The 12,297-nt window shown below is 67.7% G+C and carries 10 protein-coding genes; 3 read left to right on the forward strand and 7 right to left on the reverse strand.

Annotated elements, in window-relative coordinates; translation table 11 throughout:
- Positions 1–22 precede the first annotated feature (22 nt).
- From ACFSE6_RS04630 to ychF, 4 genes are all read right to left on the reverse strand, one after another.
- On the reverse strand, positions 23–1,168 hold the full coding sequence (locus tag ACFSE6_RS04630) for a CHAT domain-containing protein (protein ID WP_388002704.1): 1,146 nt from the start codon (positions 1,166–1,168) through the stop codon (positions 23–25).
- Positions 1,169–1,513: 345 nt separating this feature from the next.
- On the reverse strand, positions 1,514–3,334 hold the full coding sequence (locus ACFSE6_RS04635; protein WP_388002707.1) for a DUF4209 domain-containing protein: 1,821 nt from the start codon (positions 3,332–3,334) through the stop codon (positions 1,514–1,516).
- A gap of 121 nt (positions 3,335–3,455) precedes the next feature.
- Entirely contained in the window at positions 3,456–4,502 is a 1,047-nt protein-coding gene (locus ACFSE6_RS04640; protein ID WP_388002710.1) for a DUF4238 domain-containing protein, read from the reverse strand.
- Between the two features lie 586 nt (positions 4,503–5,088).
- The gene (ychF, locus tag ACFSE6_RS04645) at positions 5,089–6,174 is read right to left on the reverse strand and encodes a redox-regulated ATPase YchF (protein WP_388002713.1); all 1,086 of its coding nucleotides are present in this window, start codon (positions 6,172–6,174) and stop codon (positions 5,089–5,091) included.
- Positions 6,175–6,335: 161 nt separating this feature from the next.
- Between ychF and ACFSE6_RS04650 the strand changes: the two genes are divergently transcribed.
- Positions 6,336–7,451 carry a DUF418 domain-containing protein gene (locus ACFSE6_RS04650; RefSeq protein WP_388002716.1) on the forward strand — a complete coding sequence of 372 codons (1,116 nt, stop codon included), beginning with the start codon at positions 6,336–6,338 and terminating at the stop codon, positions 7,449–7,451.
- Positions 7,452–7,464: 13 nt separating this feature from the next.
- Here the strand turns inward: ACFSE6_RS04650 and ACFSE6_RS04655 are convergent, their stop codons facing one another.
- A complete protein-coding gene (locus ACFSE6_RS04655) occupies positions 7,465–8,565 on the reverse strand; it encodes a hypothetical protein (protein WP_388002719.1) in 1,101 nt (366 codons plus the stop codon).
- Positions 8,566–8,649: 84 nt separating this feature from the next.
- Between ACFSE6_RS04655 and ACFSE6_RS04660 the strand changes: the two genes are divergently transcribed.
- Positions 8,650–9,849, forward strand: a complete 1,200-nt coding sequence (locus ACFSE6_RS04660; protein WP_388002722.1) for a DNA recombination protein RmuC — start codon at positions 8,650–8,652, stop codon at positions 9,847–9,849.
- Between the two features lie 28 nt (positions 9,850–9,877).
- Here the strand turns inward: ACFSE6_RS04660 and ACFSE6_RS04665 are convergent, their stop codons facing one another.
- On the reverse strand, positions 9,878–10,318 hold the full coding sequence (locus tag ACFSE6_RS04665; RefSeq protein WP_388002725.1) for a hypothetical protein: 441 nt from the start codon (positions 10,316–10,318) through the stop codon (positions 9,878–9,880).
- Between the two features lie 182 nt (positions 10,319–10,500).
- Between ACFSE6_RS04665 and ACFSE6_RS04670 the strand changes: the two genes are divergently transcribed.
- Positions 10,501–11,193, forward strand: coding sequence for an MBL fold metallo-hydrolase (locus ACFSE6_RS04670; RefSeq protein ID WP_388002728.1), 693 nt, complete (start codon positions 10,501–10,503; stop codon positions 11,191–11,193).
- Here the strand turns inward: ACFSE6_RS04670 and ACFSE6_RS04675 are convergent.
- Positions 11,184–12,197 carry a 4-hydroxy-3-methylbut-2-enyl diphosphate reductase gene (locus ACFSE6_RS04675; protein WP_388004015.1) on the reverse strand — a complete coding sequence of 338 codons (1,014 nt, stop codon included), beginning with the start codon at positions 12,195–12,197 and terminating at the stop codon, positions 11,184–11,186. The two genes, ACFSE6_RS04670 and ACFSE6_RS04675, sit on opposite strands and share 10 nt — an antisense overlap.
- Between the last annotated feature and the right edge of the window lie 100 nt (positions 12,198–12,297).

Genomic DNA, 12,297 nt, shown 5'->3' on the forward strand with positions numbered 1-12,297 from the left:
TCACCCCTGAGGTCAGGATCAGTCATTGCTGTGGCGGCTCGACCAGTTTGAGAGTCGTGGGGTCGAGGTCGTCACGAGTGCGAATCTCGGGCAGTTGTGAATCCTCTAGCGAGGCCATCTGCATCGCGGCCTTGGCCTGCTCTACCGCAGATGCCACGGACTGCGCTGACGCGATGGCCGCGTAAAACCGGGCCGCGAAGGTGATCGCCGCAAGATCCGTGATGGACTCCGACATTCCGATAACTGTCGGTACGGTCTGGAGTAGATCGTCTGCGCCCTCCAAGCTTTCGCACGCATTGAGCACGACTAACCGGGGCGGCTCGTCCGTTGCCCCGAGAACGCGTGCCAGCAGATCGAACGCCAACCGGACCCCGTCCTGGGAGCCTTCCTCGCTCTCAAACAACAGCCCCCAGGCTGACGCGTGGCCAGAGAAGTGCACGACGTGTGGTCGATGGTCGTTCAGCCCGTCGATGAGATCTAGGCCGGTCGCGGCCGGGAGGTGTTCGACAGTCACAAGATCACGCCACTTCGATGCTCGCAGCGACTGCCTGACCTGGCGAACCTCCTGGTCCACCCGCAGCCATACCCCGTTCGTCTCGACCGATCCGTACGGATGCTCGATAGTGGCTTCCATGGCATGGGGGTTTGCCGTCAAGTAGAGAACCCGGAGGGGCTCGGGCTTAGGCGGCTGCACCGACACGTACCGAATCTCAGCTGACGGTCGTGAGAGCCGGGCCATCTCCCGCGCGTGGGCCTTCTCCTGATCCTGGCGCTTCTTGGTCTCACGATCCTTGGCCTGCTGAGCAGACCGCTCCTTCGAGGTACGGGACGCCGTTTCGCGATCTCGGGCACGTTGTTCGTCGCGTTCGGCGGATGCCAACGACTCACGCTTCTGAGCCAACGACTTCTCTGCAGTCGCGATCTTCCCGCGCACCTCACCTGCCTTCTTTGTCGCATCAGCGGCTTTCTTCTCCTCCCGCTCGGCCGCACTCTCGGCCATGCGTCGAGTCGAAGATGAGGAAGTCCGGGCCCCGTCGGCACGCTTCTTGCTCGCTGTCTTGGTCGCCTTGCCCGCGGCATCCATGTACTTGGCAAGGTCCTTGATCAGGGCGGCGAGTTTGCCCTCCAGTGTGGCGATCTCTCGTCGGAGAGTGTCGGTTCGAGCCATGTCAGTTCCTTCCGGTCAGACAGAGCCTCGCACGTGGTACCGACAGTTCAGAGGGGCGGAGTCCCGACGATGCCCCGGACGCCGTTGTTCTGAGAACGCTTGCTGACGGTCACCCAGGGGCGTGAGCGTTCACTGCTGCTTCCTCCCGGCAAGGGGCATCCGTCAAGCGGCTGCAGAACGCGCTGGCACTGGTCCAAGTCCGCACATTGCGCTACTTCTCTCGTTGCCAGACGTTAGAGCGAAAATCTAAACTCCACCGCATTCAGGCACCTAGAGACATCTGGGTCACGAGACACCTGCGCCCGACGGAACGAGGTCGCCGCCAGTGCCCTTCGCAATCGGGTCTCAGCCAGACTCTGCTGACTGGGTCCGAGCGCGGCTAATCATCTCGATGACCGGCCACGTCACCAGCCGCAGACAGAACCACCACATGTAGAGCGCCGAGTAGCTCCACGCCGAGTTGTCATCGAGAAGGCCGTGCGCGACGTCGTTGCGTAGGTTCGGACCACCTTGGACGACCAGCATTGCCTTCATCTCCATGACTATCCCTGCACCAAAGACGTCCTCGGTCTCGGTCATGTCGAGAAGCGCGTTCAAGCTCTTCTCACTCTCCACGCCCTGCTCATCGACGAACAACGTGTACACGTCGTGCCGCCTCAACATGACCCGCACGACCTGCTCCAACTGCGGGACCAGAACAGAGACCGCAGCGCCGAAATTTCCGCCCAAGCCGAGCGCCAGCCCGTCGCCCCACAACGTCTCGTGCCCCTCGGGCACTGTCGGCGACTCCACGCACAGCGACACCATGTACTGCCGACTGAACCGGTGCTCAGTAGTCAGGACCTCTTGCGCAGGCTGGATGATGCCCTTTCCGAGCAATTGGGAATGAAAAAACACCGTGCGGACCATCTCGGCCCACACCGCGTCCTCATCGGCTTGACCTGAAGACCCGGGCCTCGATGCGATCTTCCGGAAGTCAGAGGAAAACGTAGATGATCCGAAGAGGTGGCTGATGGTGCCCTCCAGCATCTTCGCGGCGTTCTCGCGCGTACTGGCTTCGTCTAGCGGCGGTGCGAGCATGGCAAATGCAGCGAGCGCGTCGAACTTGTCCGCGTGACCCGCGACTCGTGACCGTGCGTAGGACACTGCGTCAGTCAGATCGACCGGGTCCGACTGGATACGCATCATCTGCTCCATCGACGACTCCCGGCTCTCACGCAACCGAATGCGGAGGTCGTCGATGAGCTCGTCGAGTCCGTTCTCGAGTCGGTAGGAGCGCGGGAGGGTTCGGAGGACTGCGATGGCCTTCTCCAAGAAATGTCCCTCGGCCAGCGCGCCCGCCTCTGGGTCCGTCTGAATGCGGGAATCGGCTTCTGTGATGTAAGTCCGCGCAACGCGCTCGGTCGCAGAGTTCGTCGCTGCCGAGTCCGACCCACTAAGCCACGCGAGCGCCTCACGCTCGAGATGGCGCGACAGGCGAGGGGTTTTCGACGACGCCTGTGCCGCGAGCGCGAACAGCGCTTCGCGCACCTCAGCGCGCCCGGCAGCGTCGACACGACCGTGCTGGCGCAATGTCTCCGCGAACCCCACTGTTCGAAAGCTGTCCGTGACCTCGCCGGCCACGACCTGGGCCTTCAGCGCGTCCGACATTTCCTCCACACGCGCCTGGCCGTCCGGGCCGCGCCGTGCTGCAAGCTCGAACGCTCGAACCCACGCGTCCTTCCCCACGCTGAACCACACATCGTCCGTCAGCGGCGCGGCCCGATAAGCGTCGATGGCCCGGTCCAACATCGCAACGTCCGATCGCTCCCCGTAGACCCAGGCGACATCAGCGACCCGAGCCCGCAGATCATCACGTTCGACGAGAGGAGCGATACGTGCCAGTAATGCCACCTGGTCGGCATCGAAGTCCGCCGGCACCACAGTCCGCTTGCCACTAATCTGCATCGCAGGTGTGAACGGCTCCAGCCAGTCCTCAGCGTTCAGCATCGCCGACGACACCATCGCCAACACCCGCAGCACTAGTGCGTGAAGCCCCGTGACGGCCGGATCGGCAGCCGCCCGCTCGAGATGCGATGACAACAACTCTGGCGGTTCATAGCGGTCGTCAAGCGACGCCGCCGCCAGCACGTCCTCCCACCACATCGGGTCGATCGCGTCGCTCACCGAATCTCCCATGCTCATACGCCACACTTCCTCTACCGAAACACCATCGCCCCCGACGACGCTAGCCAGAGCCGTCTGGGGTCGTCATCTCTTGGTGCTCCGCGCCTCCCCTCGTGTCCCGTCAGCCCTCGCGTCCGTTGGGCGCGAACAGCGGCTCACCGTCGAAGTCCATGTCGACGAGTCCTCCGATCGGTTTGATGTTGATCAGGTCCGGCTCGGGCAGATTGACATGGACATACCGCTCGTCCTCGGGGTGGTGAAAGACGTACTCCCGAGCCGACTCCGCGGTGTGCAGATTGAACAGTTTCTCCATTGCTGTGGTCCCGGCCTGGATTCGGTCTATCCGTCCGGCAAGCACCATCTCGCGGAGCTGTTGGACACGCGGATCGTCCGCTCCGGCACCCTCCAACATCGCCATGGGATCGCTCATGAGGAGCCCCAACTTGCGCGTGAGCGGGAACGTGACGCCCCATGCCGTCGCGAAGCCGACTCCCTCCCACGGATCGTCGTCCGGTCGGCGCACCAGACTGACCGGAGCATCCGATGTGATGAGGGAGCGTCGGTCGAAGCGAACGAGTGCCCAGGGGCGGGTCGCAAGGTAGGGCGTCAGTTCGATCGCGGTCTCGACTGCGTTCTGGATGTGAGCCAGGTTGGAGAATCCGATCGGCGGCCCACCGGGCTGGGTGGCCTCGTTCCAGATTCGATCCTCTTGCTCCGGCGTCGGGTCGAATCCGAGATTGTCACGGATCCACGCGCCGACATTCTTGCGACCACCGACACCCACCTCCAGCCGGACCATGGTCGCGCGGAGATGCTCGGTCGTCCTCCGGGCATCAGGCCCGCGCACGCTCTGCAACGCCGTGTAGTGGGCGAAGGCCCACCTGTTCTCCTCGGAGGGAGGAAACTCGCCGTTGGCGAAGCCCTTGATGATGCCGAGGGCCTGGCCCTCGACCTCGCTCAGCGCCTTCTCGAACGCATCCGGCTCATCGAACTCACCGACCGTGTGGAAGTGGTTCTGCGCAGCCACGTTCTTCACGCTCGGCGTGTATGGCTGCCGGGAGCGGTCGAGGGGTACGACCCTGATGCGCTCTTGGCCCGTCGCGAAGCCTCGAAGGTACCCCTGCGGCACATAGTGATGCAGCTTCGCCGTGCTCTTCTTGCCAGTCATGTGCGCACCATCTCTGCGGCCGCACCTGAATCGCCCTCACCCATGCAGCTCCCCCTACGTCGCGCATCTGCGCACCTCTTCGATTCAAACTGCAGACCCCTTCTTCATGGCGACAGTCTTCCCTACGGGACCGACAGTCTGAGCGACAAGGGGAAGGAACAGCTCTTCGCAGTCGTGTACAGCGGCGACAGATCCACCACCTACATCTGGCACATCAAGATGTCCTGCGGCCGTACGACCACGACCTCTACAGGCGACGGACGCCCCTATCAGCCGAGCACGCATCGCTGCCCGGAGCGCCGCATCCGGCGCGCCGTCGTCATGGTCGCCCGCGGCATACCCGAAGTCGATGACGACAGCATCGGCGGAGAACCACAATGAGTCAGCATCGCGCCGAATGACCGAGGAGGCCGGACGCGCTCGCAACCGCGTCCAACCGGGCTGCGCGCCTGCCGTGACGCCGATCGCGGATGCTCAGACGCGAGACTGGGACCCAAAGCAGATGTCAGACGGGCACGTGAGTCGCATTTCGCCACCTACGGACCTCATACTGTTTTCGCAGGTCAGCAGGTACTTTTGGCGGTTTCTAGACATTAAACCTAAATTCCACCACGTCACCGTCGCGCATGACGTAGTCCTTGCCCTCCATGCGCATCTTGCCCTTGGCGCGGGCCTCCTGGATCGAGCCCATCTCGACGAGTTCGTCGAAAGAGATGACCTCGGCCTTGATGAAGCCCTTCTCGAAGTCGGTGTGGATGACGCCGGCCGCCTGCGGAGCGGTCCAGCCCTGCCGGATCGTCCAGGCGCGCGACTCCTTCGGGCCCGCTGTGAGAAAGGTCTGGAGTCCGAGGGTGCGGAAGCCGACGCTGGCGAGCTGGTCCAGGCCGGACTCGCTCTGACCGGACTCGGCCAGCATCTCGGCGGCCTCGTCGGGCTCCAGCTCGACGAGCTCGGACTCGAACTTGGCGTCGAGGAAGATCGCCTCCGCGGGAGCGACCAGCTCCCGGAGTTCGGCCTGCATCGCCTCGTCCGTCAGCCCGGCGTCATCGACGTTGAAGACGTAGATGAACGGCTTCGTCGTCATGAGCTGGAACGTCGCGAGGATCTCCGGATCGAGGCCGGCCTGCGCCGCGCCGAGCGAGAGCAACGTGCCCTGCTCGAGCACGGTCATCGCACCCTTCGCAGTCTCCAGGACCTCGGCCTCGGTCTTCTTGCCGCGAACCTCCTTCTCGAGTCGCGGGATGGCCTTCTCCAGCGTCTGGATGTCCGCAAGCACCAGCTCGGTGGCGATGGTCTCGATGTCGTCCTTCGGATTCACCGCCCCGTTGACGTGTACGACGTCCGGGTCAGCGAAGGCCCGCGTCACCTGGCAGATCGCATCCGCCTCACGGATGTTGGCCAGGAACTGGTTCCCCAGCCCCTCCCCCTCGGAGGCGCCCTTGACGATGCCGGCGATGTCCACGAACGACACGGTGGCGGGAATCGTCTTCTCCGAGTCGAACATCTCGGCCAGCGTGCCGAGCCTCGGGTCCGGCAGCGGCACTACGCCCACGTTCGGCTCGATCGTCGCGAACGGATAGTTCTCGGCGACGACGGTCGCTCGGGTCAGCGCGTTGAAGAGCGTGGACTTGCCGACGTTGGGCAGGCCGACGATTCCGATAGTGAGAGCCACGTGGGCGAAGTCTACGTCCGCGCGACCGCGGCGCTCGTTCGGCGGCGCTCCGCCCGCCGTGCGATTCGCCACGACGCACCGGCCCGCCGTACCGCGCGATGCGCCATGGCGCGACTTACGCTGAGATGAAGGTGGCCGACCGGCCACCGGGACGGAGCAGCGTGACCGGCCTATGGCAGGATCTCGCCGTCGCGTCATCCACGCACGACGGCGACGAGGCAGCCAGCCGCGACGGCGTGCGCCGTCCCTCGCGCGCACGTCTGGTCGGTCTCGATGTCGCACGCGCCGCGGCAATCCTCGGCATGCTCGCCGTCAACGTCGGGCCCGGTGACGGGTCCGGCCCGGCGGCCTGGGTCACCCGCGCCGCGCACGGACGCGCGTCCATCCTGTTCGTCCTGCTCGCCGGCGTGGGCCTCACGCTGCTGACCCGTCGCGCGCTCGAGGGCGGACCGAGCCGACGGGCCACGCTCTTCTGGCGCGCGGGTGTCCTGCTCGCTATCGGGCTCGTGCTCCAGGTCCTCGACCACGACGTGAGCGTCATCCTGCCGACCTATGCAGCGTTGTTCGTGCTGGCGGCCGCGCTGGTACGTGCCCCGGACCGGCTCCTCCTCGGCGGCGCCGCGGGCGTGACCGTTGCCGGCCCCGTCCTGTGGATCCTCCTGCAACGCGGCGGCGAGTTCGACAGGGCGCCGGCATCACTGGCCGATTCGCCATTCGAGATTCTCGCCTCGGTCGTCGCCACCGGCCCCTACCCACTGGTGACGTGGTCGGCGCCGTTCCTCTTCGGCATGTGGCTGGGCCGCCGCGACCTCCGCGACCGCCGCCTCGTGTCCCGGTTGCTCGTGCTCGGTGCCGTCGGTGCGGTCGGTGGCATGGTCACCTCTCGCGTCCTCGTCCGGTTCACCGGCCAACCGGGTGAGGTGGTGGGGCTGGACCGCCTGGTCTCGGCCGTCGCGCATTCGCAGATGCCGCTGTGGCTGATCTCGGGAACCGGGAGCGCGCTGGCAGTCCTCGCGGCGCTCGTGCTCCTCACCCCGCACCTCAAGCGGTTCTCCCGGCCCCTCGTGGCGCTCGGCCAACTCTCCCTGACCGTCTACGTGGCACACCTCGTGGTGCTCTCGACCGTCGTGCGACCCGGCCCGTGGACCCCGGAGGACGGGCTCCTGATCACCGCCGTCATCGGCGTCGCCGCCACGATCGGCGCGACGATGTGGCGATCGGCATTCAACCGTGGCCCGCTGGAGGCGACGCTGCGGCTCCCTCGTTCCGCCGGCTGAACAGCAGGGGCTCTCAGCGGTCGATGCCCAGCTCCGCCGCCGCGTGGTCGGGCAGGGTCCGCGCGTGCAGATCCCGCAGTCGCACGAAGGCGCTGCGCAGACGTGCGTGCTCGGTCAGCGCTGTCAGGGCGGCATGAGCGATCACCGAGGTGAGCACACGCACACGCTCGCGCGCCGGAAGAGACACGACGTAGGCGGTGTCGACACCGACCCGGACCCGGTCGAGGCTGAACACGGGTGCCGTCCACCGCTCGTCCAGCTCGACGCAGACCATGAGGGTGGTGCTGCCGTATCCGGTGCTGTGGCCGGTGATGCGGACGGGGCGGCCGAGCCCGTCCCATAGCGCAGCGTTCGCCCGCGTCGCGGCGTCCTTGCCGAGTGCCTCCGCGGGGCTGATCTCCTCACCCATGAGCCGGTGCACCGCCTCCGTCTCGCGATAGGCGGCCCGCATGTCAGCGGTCAGCTCGACCGTCACGGCGGCGAGGTCGGCGACCACCTTCGTCGAGACCTCCAGGCCCGGGTGCTCCGGGTCGTCCGCGCTGAAGTCGTGTTTGCGCGGCAGCTCCGTCCAGCGGGGCTCCGGGTAGTCCAGCATCGCGGGATCGAGCTCGTCGGCGAGATGGCCCCGCTCCCGTGCGACGTCCTGGATCATCGCCCGCAGCGGCCAGGGGAGACGGTCGTCCACGATATCCAGGGCGGTCGGCTCCGGACCGGTGTCGATCGTGGCCATCCGTCCGGGCTCGCGCAGCACCCCTGCGAAGGACGTCGGCCCGGTCAACGCGGCACGCTCGCGTGCGAGGCCGAACCGGCGCGGCGAGAACGGCTGCCCCGGCCCGCGCCACGGGTACGGGCGCACGTGCGCGGCGTGGGCCGGCGTGTCGAGCATGGCCGTGGCCACGTCCAGTTCCCGGAGCAGGCGCGCGCAGTCGGGCCCGACCCCGTCGACGACAGCGTCCAGGCCTTCTGGGTCGGCCGCAGCCTCGTACGGGTCGGGAAGCGAGTCGACGACGGCCCACAACGTGGTGAGACTCGCAGGGTCGGTCCCCGACGTGCGGGCTTCCTCGCCCAGCGGCGCCCCGAAGGCGCGTCGGCGCAGCACGTCCAGCCATCCCATCCCGCAGTAGCGTAGCTGGCCGCTCTCGCCGGGGCCCGCGCGTCGAGCCCGGTGATGTCAGTGGCCGCTGGCATGGTGCGGCCCATGGAGATCACGACCGCGCTCATGGCGCTCGTCGCGCTCGTCACCGGAGCCGCGCTCGGCTACGCCGTCGCCCTCGCGCGGCGATCCGATGACAGCTCGCTCGGTCACCGCGCGGCCTCCGCCGAGGCGCGGGCCGAGCGGCTCGCGGAGGAGGTCGAACAGCTCCACGAACGTTCTCGCCGGGATCAGGACGTCCTGCGGGCGCTGGCTCCCGTCGAACGAGCCCTGAGCCAGGTCGGCGACCACGTCGCCGAGCTGGAGAAGGAGCGTTCACAACAGTTCGCGGTGTTGACCGAGCAGTTGCACCACGCGCGGCGCACCGATGCCGAGCTCCAGCGGGCGACGACGCAGCTCGAGTCGGCTCTTCGGTCCACCTCGGCACGAGGGCACTGGGGCGAGGTGGAGTTGCGGCGGATCCTCGAGGCCTCGGGGATGATGCGTCACGTCGACTTCACCGAGCAGCACACGCTCACCGGGCGCGGCGCAGCCGGCGGCCGGCCGGACGTCGTGGTCCACCTGCCGGGCGAGCGATATCTGGCCGTCGACGCGAAGGTGCCGATGGATGCCTATCTGGAGGCAGCGGCACTGGGTGAACGCAGCACCGGGGAGGACGTCGAACGGCGCGAGCAGCTCCTCGCGGCGCACGCCAAGGCGCTGCGCGGACACGTCGACGCGCTGGCGCGTCGTGCCTATCACGAGCACCTACCCGGCTCGCCGGAGCTTGTGGTGCTGTTCGTCCCGGCGGAAGGGCTGCTCGCCGGCGCGCTGGAGGCCGACCCGACCCTCCTGGAGCACGCGCTGCGGCAGGGTGTGGCGCCGACGGCGCCGGCCTCCCTGCTGGCGCTGCTGCGCACGGTCGCGTCGATCTGGTCGGCGGAGCGGATCAGCGCCGAGGCGGACGAGCTGCTCGCGCTCGGGCGCACGCTCCACGAGCGTCTCGGTGTCGTGGCCGGCCATCTGGGCTCGCTCGGTCGCTCGCTGCGTTCATCCGTCCAGCACTACAACCGCGCGGTGGCATCCATGGAGCAACGTCTCCTCGTCACGGCACGGGATCTGGAGTCGCTCGGCAATACGGAGATCGGTCTGGAGCCGGTGAGCTCCGACGACGCGCAGGTGCGCACATTCACCTCGCCAGAGCTCACGAACCCGGGCAGGACGTCCGGCACGGCGCCGGACGTTCTCCACGAACGCGCGGGGTGAGAGACCACGTACTCCAGCCCGCGCTCCCTCACGCAGGCAGCAGATCGTCGGCGGCGAAGACCCGGATCGCCTCGTCGGTGGCGAGATGGATCGGCTGCAGTGCCACGCCGGTGCGGGCCGCCGCGTCGATGAGACCGCGGGCCCACCCGAGGTCTGACCTGGTCATGCGCGCCGGCCCTGGACGGGAGAGCAGGAGGGCGACTGTGCTGTCCGCGCCGACGGTCGGGAGGGTGAGCTCGAGGATCTGCATCAGGCCGTCCGCAGCCTCGGGATCGAGGTCCTCGGGAATGTCCTCGACCCGGGACAGGGGTGGAGCCAGCAGACCGTCGGGGGTCACGAACTGGAACCACAGGTGCCGCCGGGTGAATCCCAGCGGTCCCATGAGGTCCCGCCAACGGCGGAACACATCCTGCGGGGTACGGATCGGCGTCGGCTCGTCGAAACCAGAGGGGTCTGCTGTCGTCGGCATGGCCGGGACATTAGGGATCCGGCAGCCTCGCCGCGGCGAGAATCCACAGCGGCGCCGCGAGACGTGCCGACGTGTGGACGGTCCGGCGATTCCGGCGATCTGTGGACGGTCCGGTCCGGCGGCTTCGACGTTCCTGTGGGCGCCGCGTCGGCTCGGGCAGGCGTGAGCGTTAGGTTGGACGTGTGCGGATCACTCATCTGGGGCACGCAGCCGTGCTCGTCGAGACCGGCGGATACAGCCTGTTGATCGACCCGGGCAACATCGACCCTGCCTGGCACGAGCTGACCGGCCTGAACGCCGTCCTGCTCACCCACCTCCACCCCGACCACCTCGACCCGGAACACCTGCCGGCATTGCTCGCCGCGAATCCCGGCGCCCAGATCGTCGGCGAGCCGTCGATCGTCGAGGCCGCCGCCGGCACGGCCACGGGCGGGGGCGCCACCGTGCCGGAGCTTCCGGGCGCTGTCGCGTCCGCGCCCGGCGAGACGACCGCTTTGGGCGAGGTGCAGGTAACCGCTGTCGGGGGACGGCACGCCGTCGTCCACCCCGACCTGCCGCAGATCGGGAACGTCGGGTTCGTGATTTCCGCGCCCGGCGAGCCGACGCTCTTCCACCCGGGCGACTCCTACGCGGCCACACCGGATGGCGTCGACGTGCTGGCCGTGCCGCTGTGGGGGCCATGGGCCAAGGTCGGCGAGACCGTGGACTTCGTCCGCGCCGTCGATCCGTCACACGCGTTCGCCATCCACGACGGCCATCTCGCCGATCGGGGTCGCGCCTTGGTGATCGGCAGGATCGGAGCGATGGCGTCCGTCGCGGTCCACGACCTGAACGGCCAGGGGCCGGTGTCGTTCCCTCTCGAGCGTCAGGCCTGACGAGCCCGCGAACGCTTCGGGTGGTCCACCTCGTGGCCGGCCGCCTTGAGGTCGGCACGCAGGTTCTTCGGCAGGGTGAACATGATGTCCTCGGTCGTGGTGCGGACCTCCTCCACGCCGGTGAAGCCGAGGGCGTTCAGCCGCTCGAGCACCTCGCGCACCAGGATCTCCGGGACAGACGCCCCCGAGCTCAGGCCCACGGTGGTGGCGCCCTCCAGCCAGGCGGGGTCGAGTTCCTCGGCCTTGTCGACCCGGTAGGCGGTGCCCGCACCGGCGTCCAGCGCGACCTCGACGAGTCGCACGGAGTTCGAGGAGTTTGCCGACCCGACGACGATCATCACGTCGGCGTCAGGAGCCAGCTTCTTGACGGCCACCTGGCGGTTCTGGGTGGCGTAGCAGATGTCGTCGCTCGGCGGGTCCTGCAGGTTCGGGAACCGCTGCCGTAGCAGCTCGACCGTCTGCATCGTCTCGTCCACCGAGAGCGTGGTCTGGGAGAGCCAGATCACCTTGTCCGGGTCCCGGACCTCCACCTTGTCCACCTCGTCCGGGCCACCCACCACCTGGATGTGCTCCGGCGCCTCGCCGTGCGTGCCCTCGACCTCCTCGTGGCCGTCGTGGCCGATGAGCAGGATGTCGTAGTCGCCGCTCGCGAACCGGACGGCTTCCTTGTGGACCTTCGTCACCAGCGGGCAGGTGGCGTCGATCGTGGCGAGGTTGCGCGCGGCCGCCTGAGCGTGCACCGCCGGCGAGACGCCGTGCGCGGAGAAGACCACGCGCGCACCTTCGGGCACCTCGTCGGCCTCGGAGACGAAGACCGCGCCACGCTTGGTCAGCGTCTCGACGACGAACTTGTTGTGCACGATCTCTTTGCGTACGTAGACCGGCGCACCGTACAGCTCCAGTGCCTTCTCGACGGCGTCGACGGCCCGGTCCACGCCGGCGCAGTACCCCCGGGGGGCCGCGAGCAGGACCTTCTTCCCGTCAGCACCGGGCCTGACGGCGATCGAGTCGGGGAAGGCGGAGGCGCCGGCGAGAGAGACGGGGCCGCCCGTCTCGGCGGAGGGCGCATCGGTTCCGGTCGTCGAGGTCACCGTGCCAGGGTAC

The sequence above is a fragment of the Georgenia deserti genome, from assembly GCF_042680605.1.
In the GTDB taxonomy this organism is placed as follows: domain Bacteria; phylum Actinomycetota; class Actinomycetes; order Actinomycetales; family Actinomycetaceae; genus Allobogoriella; species Allobogoriella deserti.